Origin of the sequence: Candidatus Avelusimicrobium alvi (genome assembly GCF_958451995.1) — a bacterium.
In the GTDB taxonomy this organism is placed as follows: domain Bacteria; phylum Elusimicrobiota; class Elusimicrobia; order Elusimicrobiales; family Elusimicrobiaceae; genus Avelusimicrobium; species Avelusimicrobium alvi.
In genome coordinates, this window is sequence record NZ_CAUDSG010000004.1 from 1 (window position 1) to 21,675 (window position 21,675).

17 protein-coding genes are annotated in these 21,675 nt (G+C 53.6%); 3 read left to right on the plus strand and 14 right to left on the minus strand.

All coding sequences use genetic code 11. The annotated features are described in order from the left end of the window. Positions 1–18 precede the first annotated feature (18 nt). From ACQY36_RS01505 to ACQY36_RS01535, 7 genes are all read right to left on the minus strand, one after another. A complete protein-coding gene (locus ACQY36_RS01505) occupies positions 19–1,101 on the minus strand; it encodes an acyltransferase (protein WP_428072137.1) in 1,083 nt (360 codons plus the stop codon). 68 nt (positions 1,102–1,169) lie between these two features. Next, positions 1,170–1,937 (minus strand): hypothetical protein, encoded by a 768-nt coding sequence (locus ACQY36_RS01510; RefSeq protein WP_428077430.1) that lies wholly within the window; start codon positions 1,935–1,937, stop codon positions 1,170–1,172. A gap of 41 nt (positions 1,938–1,978) precedes the next feature. Further along, entirely contained in the window at positions 1,979–2,317 is a 339-nt protein-coding gene (locus ACQY36_RS01515; protein ID WP_428077431.1) for a DUF192 domain-containing protein, read from the minus strand. Further along, positions 2,314–2,763 (minus strand): hypothetical protein, encoded by a 450-nt coding sequence (locus ACQY36_RS01520; protein WP_428077432.1) that lies wholly within the window; start codon positions 2,761–2,763, stop codon positions 2,314–2,316. The genes ACQY36_RS01515 and ACQY36_RS01520 overlap by 4 nt, the downstream gene beginning before the upstream one ends. Positions 2,764–2,802: 39 nt before the next feature. Beyond that, positions 2,803–3,369 (minus strand): elongation factor P, encoded by a 567-nt coding sequence (gene efp, locus ACQY36_RS01525; protein WP_428055598.1) that lies wholly within the window; start codon positions 3,367–3,369, stop codon positions 2,803–2,805. A gap of 33 nt (positions 3,370–3,402) precedes the next feature. Then, entirely contained in the window at positions 3,403–4,467 is a 1,065-nt protein-coding gene (locus tag ACQY36_RS01530) for a M24 family metallopeptidase (RefSeq protein WP_428077433.1), read from the minus strand. A gap of 4 nt (positions 4,468–4,471) precedes the next feature. Then, positions 4,472–5,530 (minus strand): M24 family metallopeptidase, encoded by a 1,059-nt coding sequence (locus tag ACQY36_RS01535; protein WP_428055594.1) that lies wholly within the window; start codon positions 5,528–5,530, stop codon positions 4,472–4,474. A gap of 133 nt (positions 5,531–5,663) precedes the next feature. On the opposite strand from ACQY36_RS01535, the gene ACQY36_RS01540 reads away from it, so the two are divergent. Together ACQY36_RS01540 and dacB are read left to right on the plus strand one after the other, a co-directional pair. Beyond that, positions 5,664–7,274: a hypothetical protein gene (locus tag ACQY36_RS01540; protein WP_428077434.1), complete on the plus strand. Its 1,611-nt coding sequence runs from the start codon at positions 5,664–5,666 to the stop codon at positions 7,272–7,274. 93 nt (positions 7,275–7,367) lie between these two features. Continuing rightward, positions 7,368–8,834, plus strand: a complete 1,467-nt coding sequence (dacB, locus tag ACQY36_RS01545; RefSeq protein WP_428077435.1) for a D-alanyl-D-alanine carboxypeptidase/D-alanyl-D-alanine endopeptidase — start codon at positions 7,368–7,370, stop codon at positions 8,832–8,834. A gap of 63 nt (positions 8,835–8,897) precedes the next feature. On the opposite strand, the gene ACQY36_RS01550 is transcribed toward dacB, so the two are convergent. Continuing rightward, positions 8,898–10,268: an MATE family efflux transporter gene (locus tag ACQY36_RS01550; RefSeq protein ID WP_428077436.1), complete on the minus strand. Its 1,371-nt coding sequence runs from the start codon at positions 10,266–10,268 to the stop codon at positions 8,898–8,900. Positions 10,269–10,367: 99 nt separating this feature from the next. Beyond that, positions 10,368–10,571, minus strand: a complete 204-nt coding sequence (locus ACQY36_RS01555) for a cold shock domain-containing protein (protein WP_087288232.1) — start codon at positions 10,569–10,571, stop codon at positions 10,368–10,370. 148 nt (positions 10,572–10,719) lie between these two features. On the opposite strand from ACQY36_RS01555, the gene ftcD reads away from it, so the two are divergent. Continuing rightward, on the plus strand, positions 10,720–11,688 hold the full coding sequence (gene ftcD, locus ACQY36_RS01560; protein ID WP_428077437.1) for a glutamate formimidoyltransferase: 969 nt from the start codon (positions 10,720–10,722) through the stop codon (positions 11,686–11,688). On the opposite strand, the gene ACQY36_RS01565 is transcribed toward ftcD, so the two are convergent. The 5 genes from ACQY36_RS01565 to ACQY36_RS01585 all read right to left on the minus strand — a co-directional run bounded on the left by ACQY36_RS01565 (position 11,683) and on the right by ACQY36_RS01585 (position 21,632). Beyond that, positions 11,683–12,696 carry a hypothetical protein gene (locus ACQY36_RS01565; protein WP_428077438.1) on the minus strand — a complete coding sequence of 338 codons (1,014 nt, stop codon included), beginning with the start codon at positions 12,694–12,696 and terminating at the stop codon, positions 11,683–11,685. The two genes, ftcD and ACQY36_RS01565, sit on opposite strands and share 6 nt — an antisense overlap. Before the next feature lie 100 nt (positions 12,697–12,796). Further along, a complete protein-coding gene (gene rsmA, locus ACQY36_RS01570; protein WP_428077439.1) occupies positions 12,797–13,573 on the minus strand; it encodes a 16S rRNA (adenine(1518)-N(6)/adenine(1519)-N(6))-dimethyltransferase RsmA in 777 nt (258 codons plus the stop codon). Positions 13,574–13,578: 5 nt separating this feature from the next. After that, on the minus strand, positions 13,579–15,276 hold the full coding sequence (locus ACQY36_RS01575) for a tetratricopeptide repeat protein (protein WP_428077440.1): 1,698 nt from the start codon (positions 15,274–15,276) through the stop codon (positions 13,579–13,581). A 512-nt stretch (positions 15,277–15,788) separates the two neighbouring features. Beyond that, positions 15,789–19,877 (minus strand): hypothetical protein, encoded by a 4,089-nt coding sequence (locus ACQY36_RS01580; RefSeq protein ID WP_428077441.1) that lies wholly within the window; start codon positions 19,875–19,877, stop codon positions 15,789–15,791. A 216-nt stretch (positions 19,878–20,093) separates the two neighbouring features. Further along, positions 20,094–21,632 (minus strand): hypothetical protein, encoded by a 1,539-nt coding sequence (locus tag ACQY36_RS01585; RefSeq protein WP_428077442.1) that lies wholly within the window; start codon positions 21,630–21,632, stop codon positions 20,094–20,096. Positions 21,633–21,675: the final 43 nt, after the last annotated feature.

Consider the following 21,675-nt stretch of genomic DNA (forward strand, 5'->3'; position numbering starts at 1 on the left):
GTCTGCCCGGGGCGTTTATTATAAGAAGTATTTTCTAAACCACGGGATTTTGTATAAAACCGCAATTATCCCGTTACAAAGTGTAAACAACACCGCCGCCAGCACGGGCACCAAAATGGCCGGGCAGAAAGAAAGCGCCTTAAATACGCCGAAATGTATCCCCAGTTCCACCAGAATAATATGCAGCATATATACGCCCAAGCTGTAATACGCCAGCCGCCGGATGAAGCCAGCCGCCGCCGGGCTGAAAGAAATTTTCCCCAGCCAGTCTTTCGCCAGCAGGAAAACCGCCGCACCCGTCAAAAACGAAAACGGAGCCAGGCTTGCGCCGAACATAAAATAAAAATACAGCGGATTGACCTTTTCATTCCAAAACACGTATCCGCCCCCGGCCATCAGCAGCCACGAAACCACGGCCGACGCATACAGCACCTTCTTCATCCGCGGGCCGATATCGTAGGTATACGCATAATAGCCAAACACAAAATGCGCGCCGAAGACCAGGCAGGGAATTTTTAAAATATCCGTAAACGCCGAAGGCCGGATGGCCATCGGCCAGTAAAAACGCTCCACGTTTTCCAGCATCGGCAGGCATAACGCCATAATAAAAGACAGCACGATAAAATACGCCAGCACGCTGCGGTTGTTTAACGCGCTGAGCGCGCGCAGGACGGGCGTCATCATATACAGCCCGATAATCATAGGCAAAAACCAATACCATTTGACGGAACTAAACACGCCCGCCGCCCAGGCCGAAACGGGCGCATGTTCCAGCCACACGTTCATCAGGAACGTGCGGAAGACCGCCCACCCCAGCAGTACCGTCAGGATACGGAAGATATAGTGTTTATACATCTGCCCGATGGTAAGGTCTTTCTGCGGGCTGAGAAAAAACACGCCGCTAATCATTACAAATACGGGCACCGCAAAACGGGTAAACGCCAGGTATAAATCGGTAATGAACCAATTGACACTGCCAAACGGCACCACATTTTCCAAATACGCGGCCGAAATATGTAAAAATACGATGGTAAACGCCGAAAACACCCGCAGTATGTCCAGCCAAACGACCCGCCGGGAAGCAATTGCTGTTTCGCTCATAAAAAACTCCTAAAAAATGAACGGGACGAAAAAATTTTTCCGTCCCGTCCGTATCAAACTCGTTTAAATTAAAACCGCAGAGACAGCGACGCTTCCGCCCCCAACCCGTAATACGCGTAGTTGGCCGCGAGGCTAAGGTCCATATAAGACGGCAGTTTAAAGTTGAACCCCGCCGTGGCGCGCGCGGTGGCGGCGTGCTCGCGTTCCCCTTCCAAAGTAGGGACCAGAGACGCCTGGTTGATATTGAGCGTCGTGTAATCCACCCCGCCGCCGATATACGGCACAAAGTATTTAAATTTCATAGACAGCACCAAACTGGCGTTATAATGCGTGGCCGAAAAATCGCGCGCGCTTGCGCTGTGCGCGGACACCACCAGCATCGGCTGGAAAGAGCCCAGCATTTCGTTCGGGCGCGTAATGCCCCAGCGCAATCCGCCGCCGGCAATGGTTAAGCCCTGGTAACTGCTGGCGCGGATGAATCCGTCAATGCGGAACGGCATCCCGATATCGGCCTGCAACCACGGATAGACGACGGAACCCACTTCGTCCCGGTCGCCCAAAGCGGTATGCTGTTTGGTGGCGCGGTCTTCGCCGTTGCCCTGGCTCATCTTAAACACCATGCTGGCGCGCGGACCGATTTGGAATCCGCCCCAGCCCAGCACGCGGCCCGTGGTGTACGTGCCGGAGCCGATTAAGCCGCCCAAGTCTTTGGTGAAGGCGCGGACGTTTTCGCGCGTAACATTATCGCCGAAATCGTCCCAAATGTTGCGCGCGGACGCACCCGTGGACAAAACCAGCAGGGCCGCCAGCGTTAAAATGGTTGTTTTTACGTTCATCGGTAACCTCGTCATCTAATAATCGTCCAAATCGTGCGGGCTTACGATAAAACGACTTCGTCGCCCTTTTTCACCCGTCCGGCCAAACTGCCGCCCGGGAGCTCCAGCGTGTAGCGCGCACCGCGCACAAAACGGCCGAAACGCCAGGGTTTCATCCGCTCCGCCACGTATAACACGACCCCGTTTTTATCAAAAAATACGGCGTCAATTGCAAAGCGCATAAAACACGTGTGAATCTGCGGGCAGGGGTCCAGCAGCAGGCCTGCGCCTTCCTGCATTCCGCGGCGGAACATCAGCCCTTTTAAACGCGTAAAATACGTGTCTGCCACTTCTACTTCCCGGGCCAGCGTTTCCCCCGTGCGCTTTAAAATGCACTTCATTTTTCCTCCGTCCGGGCGGATGCCTCTTGTGCGGCGGACTGGGCGGCCGCGCGGGATAACAAATCCTGCACATCCCGTTTTAACCGTTGGTCTAAAAATACAAAATGCTCCGGCTCTTTTACGCCGTAGCCGTCTTTATTCTGAAAAATCAAAAACGTTACCAGCCACCGCCCGCCGAAAGACACGTCCGCTATCCACATTCCTTTGCGGGTTTTGGCGGCGCGGATTTCGCTCACTTCGGGCTTGGCCGAAGCCGCTTCCTGGCGGCAGCGGACCGGACAGCTTTTTAACAGCTCAAACGTTTCCCGGTCCAGCACGCGCAGGTTGGCGTATTTGCCGCGCGAGAGCGGAAGCACCGGGCGCGAATCCTGCACGGACACGGAATCTATTTTAAAAAAAGAACCATACTGCAAATCAAAAGCGCACAGCCCGCCGGCCGCAGCCATACAGCACGCCGCCAGAGCCGTGCGCTTTAGCCAAAACATTTAGGCCGCCACGCGTTCCACGTAGCTGCCGTTGCGGGTGTCCACCAGCACGGTGTCGCCTTCGTTGATAAACAGCGGCACTTTGATAACGGCGCCGGTTTCCAGCGTGGCTTCTTTGGTGGTGTTGGCCACGGTGTCGCCTTTTACACCGGGCACGGTGGAAGCGATTTTCAGGGGTACTTTAATCGGCAGTTCAACGTTGAACAGCTTGTCGTTGATGTAAATGCCCACCGCGTCCATATTATCCTTTAAGTATTTGGTCAAATCGCCCAGTTTCTTTACTTCCACTTCCACCTGGTCGTAGGTTTCGGTGTTCATAAACGTGGCCCTATCGCCGGTGGTGTAGAGATACTGGAACGGGCGTTTTTCCACTTCCACTTCTTTAAATTTATCTTCGGGGCGGTAGGCGGTTTCAATCAGGCCGCCGGTGTTGATGTTGCGCAGTTTTACGCGCACCACGGCGCGGGCCTGGCTTTTGCGGTGATGCTGGAATTCAATAATTTCCACCAACTGTCCGTTTTCGTCTTCAAAAATAAGACCTTCGCGAAATTGTGTCGTGCTAAGCATGGTTATACCTCATTTTCGGGCCGCAGCCCGGAATTATTTCTGCGTCAATTTTTTGGAACCGGTCTTGGTGACTAAAAAACTGTCTTCCAAGCGGATGCCCCAGCGTCCGTCAAAATAGATGCCGGGCTCCACGGTAACCACATAATTTTCTTCCAATATATCCGGCGAACCGGAACGCAAAATCGGGCGGTCGTGTTCCTGCAGACCAATGCCGTGCCCGGTAGTGTGGAAAAATTCTTTTCCGTACCCGGCGGCTTCAATCACGCCGCGCGCCGCGGCGTCCACCGCGCCGGCGCTTACGCCAGCGCGCAGGGCTTTTACGCCGGCCGTGCGGGCTTTGTCTACAATGTTCCAAATTTTCGTATATTCGGCGGGCTCTTTTTTGCCGTGCCACCAGCTGCGCGTCATATCGGACGTGTAGCCTTCGTAGTAGCAGCCGAAGTCCATCAGCACCGCGTCTTCCGCTTTTAATTTGCGGGTTTTGGACGGGGTATGATGCGCGTCGGCGGTGTTCTCGCCGAAGCAAACGATGTTAAAGGGGATAGAGTCCGCGCCGCGTTTGTGCATGGCAAGCGCCATTAAAATACGCACGTCCTCTTCGGTCATACCGGTTTTAATCTGCGGTTTGACTTCTTCAAAGGACTGCCAGGCGATTTGGCAGGCTTTTCTGAGTTTGGCCGCTTCGTCGGCGTATTTGGCCATACGCATTTCGCTTATAAGCCCGCTGGCCTGCTTCAGGCCGGCTTTAAGCAGCCGCTGGCCGTTTTGCAAATCCATAAACGCCGGGTCAAACGCCGCCTGTTTTAAACCGAGTTTTTTTATTTTTTCCAGCGCGCCGTCCAGCATACCGCCGTAGGGAACGATTTCGGTTTTTAAAAAATCTTTGGACGGAACCATCTTGCTGGCGATAAGCCGTTTGGTAATACAATAGCCTTTTTTAGGTGTAATCAGGAATACGGCCTCGCCGTCGTACAAATCAATGCCGGACAGATAGCGCTGTTCCAAATGCGCGGCGGTTAAATAGCCGTCCAGGCCGGCTTTTTTAAGCACCCGGCGGAAATCGGACATTCTTTGGGAAGCTAAACTTTTTATTGCCATAGGTTTATTTCTTCGTTAAAATTTTCGCGCCGGTTTTGGAAACGGCCATCGTGTCTTCCAGCCGCACGCCGAACTTGCCGGGCAGGTAAATGCCGGGCTCCACCGTTACAATATTGCCTTCCGCCAATACGGAGGAGGACTGCTGGCTGTTGTAGGGCTCTTCGTGGATTTCAATCCCCACGCCGTGGCCCGTGCCGTGCGTATAGTATTCGCCGTAGCCCGCCGCGCTGATAATGCCGCGCGAGGTGGCGTCCACCTTTTTGCAGGGTACGCCGACGCCCACGGCTTTGATACCTTGTTTGCGGGCTTTATCAACGATGTTCCAAATCTTCGTATATTCGGCGGGTTCTTTTTTGCCGTGCCACCAGCTGCGGGTAATATCCGAGCAGTAGCCTTTGTAAATACAGCCGAAATCCATCAGCACGGCGTCTTCGGCTTTTAATTTGCGCGCGCTGGTTTCGTGGTGCGGGTTGGCGGCGTTTTCGCCGAACGCCACAATCGTATAGAACGACGTGGTGGTGGCGCCGTGGGCGCGCATAAATTTTTCCATTTCCGCGGCCACTTCAAATTCGGTCATTCCGGTTTTGACGCGGGGCTTGATATATTCGTACGTCAGGTACGCGATGCGGTTGGATTCGCGCAGGATTTTTAATTCCGCCGCGTCTTTGGTTTCGCGCAGCGTGGTGATAAAGCTGCCGGCTTCCACAAATCCGCTTGCGCGCAGCAGGCCGCCGGAGACATAGGTTTCTTTGGCCGCGTCAAACCCGGGGCGCGCCAGGCCCAGCTTGCGGGCTTTGGCAATGGCGGAAACGATGCGGTTTTCGTCGCCGATTACTTCCATTTGCGGCGCAAATTTGCCAAACGGCTCCACGTACAGTTCGCGCGTAAAGCAGGTAACGCCTTTTTTGTGCACCAGAAAAACGGCCTCATTCGGATAAAAGAAGAAATTGGTCAAATAAAATTGGTCCAGGTTATTGGTAACGATAAACCCGTCCAGCTTGTTCTTGCGCAGCAGCTTTCTAAGCGCCGCGAATCTTTCGTTTGTATAATTTTTTTGAGCCATTTTTTCACCGCCTTGGTAAACGTCTATACAGATATGATACAATTTTAGTCCCCCGCGTACAATCATTAGTTTCCGCGCGCGTAGAGGAGATTTGCGGCCAAACCGGGCCGGAATATAATATAATAATTTAGGTATGGCACACAGTCCGTTACTAAAAACCGCGCTGTTACTGTTTGCGTTTGCGGCCGCCCCGCTGGGGTGGGCGGGAGTGTTTACGTCGCAGGACGGCGCGTTTACGCTGGATATGCCGGCAGGCTGGACGCAGGTAAAAAACGCCCCTAAGGACAGCGTGCTCTCCCTCCAAAAAGGCTCCTCGCGCATAGACGTTAAAAGCGTGGCCTGCGCCACCGAAACCTGTATTGAGAAAAAAATCACCGCCGACTTGGCCGACGTCAAAAGCAAAAAAATGCAGGTGGTGGGCAATTCCTACACGGGCGAAGAAGTAAAGCGCATTGAATTTTCCACCGGAGACCCTTTTTTCTACATCAGTTTTTTTACCCCTAAAAACGATTTCGGCGCGGGCTACTTCTTAATTGACGGCAAAGCCTACTCCATCCTGGCCAAAGACCTGACCTACGCGGAAACGGATTTGATTTTTTCGTTCATCTCCCCGGTGGAAAAATCCGCCCCCGTCGCGCTTGAAATGAATTTAAACGACCCGCGCGCCTACGACATCGCGGCCCTGCCCGCCGTGCACGAAGAGACGCTGGACGTAACAATAGAAGCTCCGGCCGTCCAGGAGCCGCCCGCCGCGGCCGCCGAACCGGAAAAACCCGCCCAAATCTCCGCCCCGTCCGCTTTAAAAAAGAAGCTTGCCAAGCTTAAAGTCCGCACGCTGTTATCCAAAAATATGCCGCCGTACGTGCGCCAGCTGGGCAGAGGGTTTGACGTACTCGTCGGGCTGATGTTTCTGTTTGCCGTCCTGCTGGGGGCCGCCGGATGCGTACGCCCGTTTCTGCGCCGCCGCCCGGAAAATCTTCCCGCCAACCCCAACTCGCTTTATCCCATTAAATTTGTGCGCCTGTACGGTACGCCGTCGCTTATTTTCCGCGCCAAAGACAACCAGGGCAATGTGCTGGTGTCGCTTTCTTCGCGCTGGGACAGTCTGTTTTTATTCTCCGGGCTTTTATTAATTGCGCTGGCGTTTATCGTAATGGCCGCCGCCGGGCTTGGGGAAAATTCCGGCCTCCTGCCGCTTTCGGCATTTGCCTACAACACCATTTACTCCGCCTGCTCGCTCGTGATTCCGCTGGGCGCGGTGATTTTTTTCTGCGGGATTGTCTGGTCCCAGCTTGTTCTGCGCGAAATTACGCTGTTTGACCGCAAAGGCAAAAAAGCCGCCATCATTCTGCAAAAAGGCTTCGGGCTGACGCATGAGCGGTATGAAATTTACTTTGCCCGTTCCAAAGACGTACTGGTCGCCACGCGCAAACGTTTTTCGCTGCGCCGCAGCTGGCAGCTGTTCACGCGCGAAGGCAACGCCCTGGCCTCTCTTACGGAAAGAAGCGCCTGGCGCGCCGTGGCGCGCAAAGCGTGCGGGCACCTGTGGGGACTCCTGCGCGCGGACTACGATATTGACGGACAGATGGACAGCAAAGGCGTGATTGACAACGCCCACACGGCGTTTGACCGCTTTGTCTGCAATATAGACAAGCCGCAGGCCTTAAACGCGCGCGACCTGCTGGCGGCGGCCCTCTTAATCAACATCCGCGACAAAGACAAATGGTACCCCTGGTTTAACTAATTTAAAACCGCATTACCCAGCACCCCGCCTGCAGGCGGGGTTTTTAGTTGAATACCATGCGCGGGCCCGAAACATTTTTGATATCCTATTATTATGAAACGCTTTTTATCCCTCGCTTTTCTTTTATTTCCCTTTTGCGCGCAGGCGGCTTCCGTGCAGGACTATGTCCGCGCGCGTTTAAATAACCCCGTGCTTAACGGTGCGTGGTGGGGCGGCCTGGCCGCCTACGCAGACGGCACCCGGCAGGAAATTTTTTCCGTCAGCCCGGATATGCGTCTGGCCCCGGCCTCCACGTTAAAACTCCTCACAAGCGCGGCCGCGCTGGAAACGTTCGGCCCGCACCACCGTTTTCAAACCCGTTTATATGCGGACCGACAGCCGGACGCCCAAGGCGTGCTGAAGGGCAGTTTGTATCTGCGCGGCGGCGGAGACCCGACGCTGGGCTCCAAACGCGTAACCGGCGGCGAAACCTGGCAGGCCGTTGCGCAGAAATGGGCCAAAGCCGTGAAGCAGGCCGGCATTACGCGCGTGGAAGGGAACATTTATGCGGACGTATCGGCCTTTGAAGGGCCGTCCATTCCCCCCAAAGTAAATTGGGAAAATATCGGCAACTATTACGCCGCGCCCGCCAGCCCTTTGTGCTTCAACGACAATTCTTTTAAAATCCATTTTAAGCCGCAGCCGTTTTCCGGCAAGCCCGCCGAAGTAGCGTCCACGGACCCGCAGGTGCCGGAACTGGAACTCAAAAGTTTTGTCACCGCCGACGGAAAAAATAAGCGGGACAATGCCTACGCCTACGGCGCGCCCCACCAGTACCAAATGGAAATTTACGGCACCATCCCCACGAATTTTACCGGGTTTACCATCCAGGCCGCCCTGCCGGACCCCGCGCTGTTTGCGGCCGGCGCGCTGCATAACGCCCTGCGCGAAGAGGGTATTGCCGTCGGCGGCCGTGCGCAAACCCTGCAAACGGAGCCCGATTACGCACCGATGAATTTGCTGCACACCTATTCGTCGCCCGAACTGAAAGACATTGTGCTCATCGTCAACAAACGCAGTTTTAACTTATACGCCGAAATGCTGTTAAGACAGCTCGCCCTTCACGCCGGACGGAAAGGAAGCGTACAAAACGGGCTGGCCGAGCTGGAAAAATTCCTGACCAAAAACAAACTGGCGGACCGCGGCGGAGCCGTTTTATACGACGGGAGCGGCCTCTCGCGCGACAATATGCTCACCCCCCGCACGCTGGTAAACACGCTGGCGTTTATGGCCCAAAGCCCCAATTTTAAATACTATTATGAATCGCTCGCCACGCCGGACGACCGCGGCGATTTACTCCTGCTGCGCTACTTTTTAAAACCCAAACACCGGGTGCAGGACGTACGCGTAAAAGGCGGCACGATTGACGGCGTGAAAGCCGTGGCCGGATACGTACACGATACGGACGGCAGGCCGGTGGCGTTTGCGCTGATAGCCAACAACCTGGCCTCTAAAGACGAAACCATCCTGCGCATTCACGAAGACATCATCAAAAAATTACTGGAACTGCCGGAAAAATAAATTCATCAAACCGTAAAAAACGCGGCCTGAAAAGACCGCGTTTAAATAGTTTGTCGGACGGAATCAGACGCTTCCCGTTACGTTAAACGTCTTCCATTTGCCGCGCAAAAAACGCCACAGCATCAGCACGGCCGTAATCGCGGCGTAGAACGTCAGCCAGCTCCATACCCAGAATACGGACAGCTGCAGCTTATACACAATCAGCCACGTACCCGGAATCAGCAGCCCCCACGCGCAGAACAGCATAACGTACATATAAAACTTCGTATCACCCGCCCCGCGGATGGATTCGCCGAAAATTAAGTAAGTGGCGTCAAACAGCACAAAGAAGCTGACCAGTTTCATCAGCGGATACGTTTTGGCCGTAATCGCGGCCGCATCCGGCGAAGAAGGATGAATGAACAATCCCATAAACAGCGGCGCGCCAAAAAAGAACGCCAGCCCGACGGCTCCGGCATATGTATAGCCGATTTTACACGCGTTCTTAACCACTTTAATGCTCAAATCCGGCCTTTTTAACCCCTGGTATTTGCTGACCAAAATCTGAATCCCGATACCCAGCCCCAAAATGACCGTAAACACCACCGGCTGCATGGACATAACGATGTTGCTGGCTTGCAGGGAAATGGTATCAATGTTGCCGATCATAAACGTGAACAGGGTAAACGACAGAATATCCATCAAAAACCCGAATCCGTTGGGCAGGCCAAAACGCAGTAAACGCGAAAATACCGGTTTATAAAAACCCGCCAGGCGGTTGATTTTAAACTCTTTGCGCACTTTGCCCGCAAAAATAAGCGTGCAGAAAATAAGCGTTATGGAACCGCACCCGATGATAGTGGCCCACGCGGCGCCTTCAATGCCCATCGCCGGAAAACCCAGCTTGCCGAAAATCATCACGTAGTCCAGCCCGATGTTTACCAGGTTGCCCACTACGGCCGCCCACATAGGCACTTTGGTCTGCCCCCGGCCGCTGAAAAAGCTCGCCAGCGCATTGTTGATAACGGCCAGTCCGCCGAACAAGTTTAAAATAATAAAGTATTTCAGTTCCAGCGAGCGCACGGCGGCCTCATGCCCAAACGCATTAATAACGGCCGTACCCAAGGGCGTCAGCGCGGCCAGAAGCAGGGCGGATATCACCGCTAAAAAAATACCCTGCCACAGCGAAATGGCCACGGAGGCGTATTTTTTCTTGGCGTAATACTGCGAAATAAACACGCTTGTATAACTGGCCAGCCCCATAAACATGGCGGCAAACGTCATCGCCAGCGCGCCGGCGGGCACGCATGCGGCCAGCGCCTCGTGCGAATACCAGGCTAAAAACATGCGGTCTGCAAATTGCATAACCACCTGTGCGGCCATCGTGATAATAAGGGGATACGACAGATGCCACAGCTCGCGGAGCGAAGCTTGCGGATAAGACTTCTTAACCATTTCACAACACCTATTCTCTGAGACGGAAACATCCCGCCCCGGGGGACAAAAAAAGCCCCGAACCCAAAGGCTCGGGGCTTTTTAAAAGTCTTTCAAAAATTACAGTTTGACGACTTTAACGGCCTTCGGGCCTTTTTCAGATTCTACGACTTCAAATTCCACTTCCTGACCTTCGGCCAAGGTTTTGAAACCGTCGCCCTGAATTTCCTGATAGTGAACAAAGAGATCTTTAGAACCGTCTTCGGGGGTTACAAAACCGTAACCTTTCTGGTCATTAAACCACTTAACTTTTCCTTTAGGCATTTTACTAGTTACTTCCTTTTATTAATTATCGGGTACTTAAACTTAATAAGTACCTACAATTATTATACTATAAATCAGCGAAAATGGCATAAATCTTTTTATATTTTTTTATCCGGACGGTTCTGTCCAAAAGGGATATAATAATTGTATGAAATTAATGGAAGCCGTGCCCAACGTTTCCGAAGGCCGCCGCCCGGACGTGATTGCAGAAATCGCCCGGCGGGTGCGCGCCGTACCGGGCGCGTCGCTTTTGCACATAGATTCCAACGCGGACGCCAACCGCACCGTTTTTACTGTTGCGGGAAAGCCGCAGGCCGTCCGCCGCGCGGCGTTTGCGCTTCTGCAGGCGGCGGCTGAATATATAGATATGCGCACGCAGCGCGGCGCACATCCGCGCCTGGGCGCCACGGACGTCTGCCCGTTTGTGCCGGTAGCAGGAATGACGCTTACAGAAGCGGCCGAAGAAGCCGAACGGCTGGCACAGGAAGCCGCGCAAAAACTCGGCCTGCCCGTTTATTTATACGAAGCCAACGCCCACACGCCGGAGCGGAAAAACCTGGCGTTCATCCGCCGCGGCGAATATGAAAGCCTGCCGCAAAAACTGGCCGAACTCCCCCCCGATTTGGGGCCGCGCGCATTTTCTCCCGACGTAGCCAAAACGGGCGCAACGGTCATCGGCGCGCGGAATTTTTTAATCGCTTTTAACGTATCTTTAAATACTCGGGAGGTGGCGGCGGCCAAAGAAATAGCGGCGGTCCTGCGCGAGAAAAACGGCGGCCTGCCCGCCGTAAAAGCCATCGGCTGGTTGATGCCGGGCTACGACTGCGCCCAAGTGTCTTTTAACCTGACGGATTACCAAAAAACAGGTCTGGCCGCCGTGCGGGAAGCCGCAAAACAACAAGCCGAAAAACGCGGCCTTGCCGTTACGGGAAGCGAGCTCATCGGCCTCGCGCCCGAAGAAGCCCTGCTAAACGCGGGCCGTTTTTACGCGCCCGGCCTGACGGATAAAACCGCTCTGTTAAAAACCGCCGAACGCGAATTGGGGTTAAACAAAATCCGCCCCTTTGACTTCCGGAAGCGGATTTTGGAATATTTGCTATTCATCAAACGGTTATAACTCGCCGATACAGGTTAACGCCCCATAAAACTTTGACCACGATGAAGCGAAAGGATCCCGGTTGTTTAGACGAATCAGCGGAATTTTTTTTGCTTCCAGCGCCCGTTCCGTTTGTTTAGCAAATTTTTTAATTTGTTTTAACTGCGCCTTATCCAATTTACCGCTGCGGCCGTTAAGACAGAAAGAATGGAATGTTTCTTCCCACCCGCTTTTGGTAAATTCCCCCCGCCACATAAAATCTTCCAGCGCGGCAAGATTAAAATTTTCCCCCAGCAAACGTTCCCGCTGATGTTTTTCCAGTTTAGTAAGGGCGCCCGAATAGGCCCCGCCAATGCACAGACGTTTGTCCTTGCGCAGCGCCGCGGCAAAACCCTGTTCGCGGGCCCCGTTTACCAATGCGGGAAAATTCTCTTTGGGCATTCTCATATAGGTCCACAAAACCAGCAAATCTTCACACTCCGGCGTATTAGAGGGGCATAAATTGTCCTGATTAAAGGGTGCAGGGCTCTCCCCCGTAACAGCCTGGGCGGCGGAGCCTTCCAGCTTCTTTTTCTCCGTCTCGTACCAAATGGGATAAGATTCCTTTTCCTCCGGCAAGACATACACTTCTCCGTCGTAAACAGTTACTTTGACAAAGGAGTCCAAAGAATCAGTTTCCGTATAAACATTAACCGCCATAGGTGACAAAAAGTATGTTTCTCCTGTTGTTTGAGAAAAAACAGGAATTTTAAAACGAGTCGTTTCCGCACGCTGTTCCTGCGGCAGATTAGCGGATTTCTGTTCCTTCGTTTTCTGTATTTGCTGTGAAATACGCGAAGCAAAGTCCTTATAATCCTGCCGGGCTTTGGAAGAAAAGTTATTGAAATCCGCTTTGGATTTTTCCACAAAATCATCGTATTCTTTTTTGGATTGGACGGGAAAACGATCCAAATTGTCCTGGGCAAACACCGCGCCCGGTAAAGAGATTAAAAGAGACAGCAGACTTATTTTAACCATTCTAAGTGTCATACAACCTCCTATACTGCATTGAATGTACCCTTACTGTATCAAAAAAAAAAAACGAGTCAAGGCCTTAAAAAACGGCCTTGACCCGTTTTTGGCACCGGGTTTAGATTCCTAAAAAATAAACCAATTTTACATACGCCTCCGGCGGGATTTGCTCCGCCCGGACGGTCAGCGGCAGGTTCAGCCGCTCCAGCGCGGCGGAAACACTTTCTTTGGCATACCCCGAAAGCAGCAGCGAATTAAACGCCGTTTTACGCTTATGCGCAAACGCCGCCAAAACAGCTTTCTTAAATTTGTTCCAATCTTTTTCCGACGAAAAAACAGGCTCTTTCAGCCGCTCAAACGCCAGCACCGCGCTTTCTACTTTTGGCGGCGGATTAAAGCATCCTCGGCCCACTTTGCAAATCGGGCTGATATGCGCGCGCAGCTGGCTGAAAACGGATAAAGGCCCGTAAAAATCTTCCCCCGCGTGGGCGCGGATACGCTGCGCCTGCTCCTTTTGGAACATAAACACCGCCGAAAAAAAGTGCGGCCAGGCAAGCACTTTATCCAAGATGTCCGCCGCGTCAATATACGGCAAATTGCTGACAAACGCCGTCGGCACCGCCGGCAGAGAAGCCAACTCAAACGATAAAAAATTTTGCCGGATGACGTTTACGCCCGCCTCTTGGGGCAGGTGTGTTTTTAACCACGCCGTCATTTCCGGATCAATTTCCACGACGGTAAAATTCCTGCACCCGCGCGCGATGAGCCGGACGGTCAGCGCGCCTTTGCCGGGGCCGATTTCCACCAGGTTTTCCGCGCGCAGTAAAAGGGCGGCGTCCACAATTTGTGTAATTACGCCGTCGTTAATTAAAAAATGCTGTCCGTATTTTTGCATAAAAATCAGTCCGCCAACACTTGTAAATTCCGCGCGGCCACTTTGTTTTTGGGGTCAGCCTCCAGCGCGCGCATATAATACGAGCGCGCCGCTTCGTCATCGCCGGCCACGACGGCCGCCGTACCCAGCCCCAGCAAAGGCAACGGGTCGGCAGGCGAAACGGAAACCGCTTCGTTAAACGCGGCCTGCGCGCCGGCCCCGTCTCCGCGCGCCAGTGCGGCCAGGCCCGCCAGCAGGGCGCAGGTATCATCCGCTGGGCACTGCGCTTTGTACTCCTGCAAGTCTTCGCTTGCGTCGTCCACAAAAGCCAGCCAGGTGCGTCCCATCACCCACAGCCCCATATCGTTGCCCACAATGCGCGGGTCATACACGGCTTTGGGCACGGCGGTATTGTGCTGCGTCAGCGCGGACGGCGCGGCATAATCCATCGTGCGGCCCTGAAGCGAAAGATTCAAATTATATTTTCCGTCCGCCTGCGCCACGGCCTGCTCCAGCCCGGAAATAAATTCATCAATTTGTTCTTTACGCTGTGCGGCATCCCCCTCCGTCAGCATAAACACCCGTTTAAACGCTCGGGAAGCCGTATCCGCGCCGCCCGGCATTCCGTCCGCACGCAGGCGCTGGTACGCTTCTTCAAACGTACTGCCGCGGCGGGCGTTTACTTCGGAGGGTTTGGAAACGGGTTCATATTCAAGCGCCACTTCTATATTGACGGCCTTGGAAGGAGAGACTTTTTCCAAACTGTTTTTGAAATTTTCAATCTGCCGCCGAAACGCATCCGCCGTGCGGCCGCTGGCGCGGTAGACGGCGTTTAACGCCAGGCCGTCCGACTTAAAACGCGTTATGGAGAACGCCTCCTCCATCACTTCCCGCGCTTTTTGCACCTGCCCCTGCCGCACCAATAAGAAAGCGTACCGCAGGCGGGCCACGTGGTCTCCCGGTTTGGTTTTGACGGCTTTTTTATAGTATTTTAACGCGTCTTCCGGGCGGTTTAATTTTTCATAAAGCGCGCCCAGGCTAAGCTGTGCGTCTTCGTAGGCGGAAAACAGGCGCAGGGCTTTTTTAAAAGAAGCTTCGGCCTGTTCGTCGCGCCCCAGGGCTTCGTAGAGCGTACCCAGCTGGTAATGATAGAGCGGTTCGCGCGGGGCGAGCTCGGCCGAGCGGCGGAAATGCTCCAGCGCTTTGTCCGGCTTGCGCTGGACGGCATAAGTGGAGCCCAGGTTCATATGGGTATCGGCTTTGTTTGGGTCTAAGAGATTAGCTTTTAAAAAGTATTCCTGCGCCTGGCTCACATCCCCCTTCCAGCCGGAAGCGATGCCCAAAAGCTGGTAGGCCATGGCGCTGTCAGGGTCCAGCCGCAGAGCCTCTTTGTATTCGCTGACGGCGTCGTCCACCTTTCCCGTCCAATATAAAGATGCGCCAAAAAGCAGGTGCGGCAGTGGGTCTTTGGAATTTTTGATGACGGCTTTGGCGAAACTGTTGGAAGCTTCTTTGTAGCGGGCTTGGCTCATCTCCCCCATTCCGCGGCGCATATCGGTAACGGACTGCTCCAGCATAATGCGGTCCCATACGGTTTGGGAATAATCGGTTTTAAGTTCCTGTTTACGGAAAGAAAACGGAAAAAACGCATACGCGCGAGGTCCCCCCGCACCCAGCAAGAGGAAGACAAACAACGCCGCCGGAAAAATCCGTTTTTTAGTCATATGTATATGATAAATAAAAAGGGGTGTGCGGGGCAAACGGGTTTAAAGGTTAGATATAGGGGAATTGGCGGAACAAAAATGCGCCGCATCCGATAAGGGTATTTCCTCCGCAGGTACACTGTGCGGAAACCAAGAATAAACATCCCCCGGCGTAGCCGGGGGTTTTTCTCAATACGGGCGCAGCCCTCTCTCTACTAGCTACTACTTGAAGTAGTTTCAACAACCTGTCATTTGCGTTTATTCTCTCTCTTATTTTGTCATCCCCGAGTGTTTTTGTCGGGGATCTGTCGTTATTAAAATGGAGCAGATTCCCGACTACTACCTTCGGGAATGACTCTTTTTTTCATTTATACCTGTCTGACAAAATTCTCTTTCTTCTTGCTCTTATATTCTCGTACTAAAACTACCTTACTCAACGGTGTAACCTTTACTGAACCCCCAGCCTAGCTGGGGGTTTTCAACAGATACAACAACCCCCGGGAGGGCTCTCCCGGGGGTTGTCAGATTTATTGCTATTCGGTGCGTCTTCTCAGATCGCTCGCGCTTACACCACTTACAGTAGTGCTTCTGGAACCATCCGGAGCGGTGTATCTGCCACTATTGCCAGTATTCCACCATCTGTCGGACGCATCGCCCGAAGGTTTATAGTTCAGTCCATTGGTACAAACCGCCTGCACGTAAGTCAAGACATTGGCCACCTTCATGGTTTCGTCTTCTCCGTAGAGATACGAACAAGAATCACCACGCAATTCTTGATGCGACGCTTCTCTATCGTCGCGCACCAGCGCATTGGCGCCGTTATTTGAGAGGCCGGATTTATACCCGGTGCCCAAATGGTATGCCTTGCGCATATCATGCTGGCGGGCATTGGATGAAGTGCCCTCCGGCGTATACTGGCCGAGTTTGCTCATAGCCGCTAACGGATAACCCGCTTTTCTGCCGGCGGACGAGTTTCTGTACGCACTGTTAGGCTTTGCATTAGAAGAATAGGCGCCCCAGTGGTATTTCTTCGCAACACCGCTGGCGGTGCAATAAGGCTTTCCTTCTTCTTTCCAGGCCTGATACAGGAAGCGCATATCGCACTTCTCCTCACCGTCCGGAGCGATATAGTACGGAGCAGGCCAGAAAGCGGCCTCTTCACCGATATAATCTAAGAACGAACCGAACGGGTTGCGGGGAGCGTATGTCTGTCCGTTATAGCGAATCCAATTGCGCTGCGGGACATTTCTGTCCTCCGAAGCCGCCATGACGGCACGTCCAAGGGCACATACGGCCTGTTTCGGCACATCGGCTCTGCCCATAGAAGAGGCAATATTCATAGCGTCAATAAATTCGCCCACAGTTGGGAATCCGCCCCGACCGCTAAAAGCATAGCTGCCATTCTGCGTTTTAAGAGGCAGGTTGGCATGTTGGCTGTTGTAAGCTGTTACAACAGCGTCCACATAATTCTTAGCAGTGTTGGAGTTGAGGATAAACCCATCCATCACGTCACAGTTGTTACCCGCATTTCCAGCCAGGAAACCGCCGTCAAAAATCTCTTTGGACGGACCTGTGCCCGCTTTTCTTCCCGTAATAGACGCGGGAACCCAAGAGGGTTTAGGCGCCAAGAACGATACAACCTGTGCCGGGTCGGGAGTCTGACCGCCTTCGTCAACCGGAGGAGCCGGCGGCACGCACTGACCGTTCTTCCAGGTGTAGCCGGGCATCTTTTCCAAGCAGCACTTTTCAGACTTCTGCCACGCATCCGCAGCATCACATTCGCCGATGGGCTGCCGCTCAATTTCCGAAGAAGAAACTTCGGTGTCGTCAAAATACACACAACTTGCGCTGCTGACTACTTCACCGGGCAAAGACTGGCCCACCGCGGTTCTGGACGTTACGTTGCCTTCTTTATCCACGGTATTGTTATACACAGTACCATTATGGCAGCCGCCTTTGGTAACCACACTGCCGTCTACATCAATAGACGGGCACTGGCGGATTTCCCAGTTCAGAATCAGGCGTTTGCCCTTCACACCTTCCGGCAGCGTCTTGGCCAAAACCTGATAGTTAAGACCAGTGTTTTTAGCCGTACCCAGCGAATTGGTCCGGCCGGTGTCTTCGTTGCGCCATGTACCTTCAAACGGTCTGACGTCGGCATGCGGCACCACATAGGCTTGAGGCGTATCATTACTATTGTCCGTGCTGAGCGCTTTGGCATACTCATTGCCGTTGCTCTGCACTTTGTAGACGATTACAAACTTATCCTGCATAGCTTCATATGCCTTGGCATTACCCTGCATACCGTTGGCAAAGCTCAAATGAGCAAACGGTACATTAGTGCTGCCGAGCAAGGCAGACTGGCCTTCTTTTGTACCTGCGGTATTGGCGGTAGCGTAGAAGTCACAGCTGATGCGGGCCAGCGGATACGCACAGCGCGCACCGGTTACAAAGCCCTTACCTTCCTTCGCACCTTTCGTAGACAAGGAAAGCTGCGCTGTGGCGTTCGTAGAAGTCTTATACGCGTCACGGATGGCGCCGCCCTGTCTTAAAATGCCCAAGAATTCCGTGTAACTGAGCAAACCGCCGTCGGAAGTTTGCTGGGTAAGCTCGGTCAGCGCTACTTCCACATCTTCCGGTAAATCCCCGCCGCGGATGTTATATACGGCTTTGGCATTGTTACGATCCCGCTGAGCGGAAGCTTTATCTTTTTTATACTGCTTTTTAGCCTTTTGCGAAGCGCCCGCAACTGTTCCGTCTGCCGTACCGCGGGCTTTTTGTACACACTCTTTATAGCCTTTGGAGCTGCTGTCCGGATAAGACTGGACACACGCCTGCAACGCTTTCTCCAAGTCTGCAGCCGCCTCGTTACGCTTGCTGGAAACAGCGGCGTCTCTGGCCTCTTCCGCGTTGGAAAGAGCATCGTTGTAATCTTTTTTATACTTAGGATCAACGCTGCCGTCTTTCAATTTTTTGCTCTTGATGGCTACGCTCTCCACAAACAGCGGAATAAAACCGGCCCGGTCCGCCACTTCGGGGATTTTAGCGTTAAAAGTCGTGCCGGGATGCAGGTAACCGACGACAAGCATCTGTCTCTGCACATCCGGAGCCACCTTATAATACGTATCCAACTTAGCGGTCGGAATCCCCACTACATAGTGGAATACGCTCCAATCGCCTTTACCCGACTGAACAGCTCTGTAAATGCCGTCCATCGCGAAAGTGCTGCAATCGTTGGCTTCCGACAGCGCGCCTTTTTTATCATTGCCGAACCATCTCTTGGTCAGCGCGGCGCCCAAGCCGTTGCTTAAGCAGTCAATACGCTGCATAATCGGGCCCATCGTGGCACCGGCAACGTTACCGCCCTGCCAGCCTTTTTTGGCCGCAACAGAATTTTCACCAAATTGGGAAATGAACATTTTGCAGCTTTGTTTGCCAAAAGCGCCAAACTTCATACATTCCGTGCACTTCTCCCACTGCTCTTTGGTGTATTCGCCGCATTTGGCCGCATCCCCACCGCCTTCTATTGCGCCGAACATATTGCCCATAGACCAGTCGTCCGTACCGGTAAACAAGCAGGAGAGAACCCCGTTGAGGAAGCCCTGCAACAGTTTGTCTTTCCACTTAATCCAGTCCCATTTACGGTTGAACTCCGCTTCCCATTCCATCTGGGAGCGTTTCTTCATCATGTCCCACCACCAGGGTTCTTTGCCGTTGAAAGCAAACGAACGTTTCAAATCGCCGTTGCCGCCGCCGGGGCCGAAGGCTCCGCCGGTCAGACCGCCGATTTTACCGGGTTCAATGGGTTTCATCTGGGCGTCCATCAACGCCTGCATGGCGTTGCCTTTGGACATGGCGTCTCTGGAGCGTCTGGCTTCCGCCGCCGCGCCCTGGCCGAAATAGCTGCGGCTCGGTTTTCCGGCGGCCTGTAAAGGCTGCAGGGAAACCGGTTTCGGGCTCGTGCGCGGAGCTTCCGCTCCCACTTTCTTGGCCGCGGTTTTCAAACCGCCGCCCCACATACCGACGCCCAGCTTGCCGCCGCCGCGGCTGTTGAGACCCGCGGAGGGCAACGAGTTGATTTTGGTAGCCGCCCGGCGGAAAGCCGCGCGCGTGGCGGGCGCCGCGTTGCGTTTATAAATGTTGGTATTATTTTCTTCCACAGAAGTGCCGACGTAAGACTGGCTGTCGTCCAAACCGCTGCGGTCAATATCGTACAGGTGCGAATCGTCGGAGGCTTCTTCGCCCGAGCCGAAACCTTTAATCAAGCTCAAGGGATCGCGTCCGGCGAGCTGCGCAATCTGTCCTTCTGGATCCCCGGCAACCGTATCAAAACCGTACCGTTCGGGATCGAACATGGATTCCTCACTTCCGGGGGTGACCAAGGGTTCTTCACTCACCGTACCGCTGTATTTGTACAAGAACGGCAGTAACAGCAGCGCCACAATGGCGGCGATGAAGAACGGCGCATCCCGTTTGGTTCTCTCAAAGAGAGTCTTTTTGGGTTTGCCGTCGCTCCCGATTTTGGAGGAAATACGATTAGCGAAAGATTTGGAAGCAGCGGGCTTGCTGTTCTTTATCTTATCGCTAAAGGTAAAACTATCCTTCTTTTTTTCCTCTGGCATAAATGCCTCCTATCAAAATAAAACTGCCTGGATTTGCCCTTTTTCGGGGCCCGGGGAAAGAGACTCCCACCGTCGGAGAAATCAGTCCCGTTTACTGCTTTGCTATAATAAAGAAATTCGTTGTTCAGAGATGGTCGCCCACTCCGTAACAACTTTCTTTACACGCACTTCCTTACTTCTATTATACAATTAAATCCTCTTTTTTCAAGGGGGATTTTAATAAAATTTCGTGCCGCCCCAATCCGCTTCCGGGAAAAAATCCCCCGCGTTCGGGTCCACCGGCTTTCCGTTTACGCTTACGTTAAACGTGCCTTCCACCAGCTTGCTTACTCCTTCCTCGGAACAGCCGCCGTTGCGGCAGTCGTCCCCGTCGTAATCGGCGGCGGATTTAATCTCGCCCAGGCAGGCGGCCTGCTCTTCGGGCGTCGTTAAAGCCTGGCATTTTTCTTTTTCCGCCTGGCAGTACCCCGCATATGCGTCGTAACGGCCCTGTAAATTGTTGGTGGTGCAGGTGCCTTCCCGGCCCGCTTTTACCGCCATTCCGCAGAAAGTGCCCAAATCGGAATAAGCGTTTTTAACCTGTTCGCACTGGTTGCGAAGAGCCGATAAACGGTTGGGAAAGCTGCCGTCCACCTCGTCGCAGGTTTTCGGGAAAGACCCCGCCAGCGTATTAATGCCGTTTTTGGCGGCCTGGAGCTGGTTGGTCAGCGTATCGCCGGAAGAATTTAACGCGCGCTCGCATTCTTTTTCATTCTGCAGGCGCAGTTTAATGTTATCCAAATCCGCCACGACGTCGTCCGGGCTGATGCCGATGCCGGAATAACCGGAAGAATCAAACACTTTTTTGGGCATTTCCGAGCCGTCAAACCCGGCCGAGGCCAGCGTTTTTTTAAGCACCAGCTGCGGCGTGCGCCGCGCGCTCATACCCGTCAGCCAGGCGTAATACATATCGCGCTGGGCTTTGTGGCGGCCGATATCCGCCGCCGGCGCAAGCTGCGCGAGCGTACCGCCCGTCTCCAAACTTTTGGCAATGCCCTCCAGGCCCGCGTCGGCCCGGGTGGCTTTGTCCACCAGCCCCCCCAGCCAGTCCGTACTGCCGCCGCCGGCGATATTCGGGTTTGCAATTTTTTTAAGGGAACTTGTGGTATTAAATCCGTCTTTCGGGTCCCGCGCAACGGCGGAAGCGTCCGCGCCAAAATATACTTCGCCGGGTTTGGCTTCATTCGCCTGCGTATTGGCGGAGGCATTTCCTTTGCGGATGCGCACGTCCGGCCCGCGCGCGCCTTCCCCAATGTCAACGGAATAAAAACTGCCCGCCAGGCGGTCCGCGGCCTGCCCCTGCTGGGCCAAAGACGCATTGACCGCGCGCAAATTAATCAAATTGGAGTTTCTTTCCGATTCCAGCCGCTGACGCGCCGAGGAAAAACCGCCGTCGTTGCCAAAGACGTTTGCCGCGTCGGGATCGGGCAGTTCCCCCCGCATTATTTTGGCGTGTTCATTCCAGGACAACAAAGCTTTTAAGAGAGAAATATCCTGCGTTTCTTCCGGCGTATAGCCCATCGCCCACGCCAAATTGCGCAGGAACGGGATTTTTCCCACCGGCACCACACCCGTGATAAGCAGCAGAAAAAAGAACAAAACGAACAACGCCCAGGCCTTTTTGGAACGCGAAAGCCTTTTGATTTCCGCCCATAAAATGACAAGCGGCTTTTTTTCTTCCTGTTGTTCGTTTTGTTCTTTCATCGGATTATCCATACAAGCGGGAAGAACGCCTGTTGGGCGCTCTTCCCGCTTTACA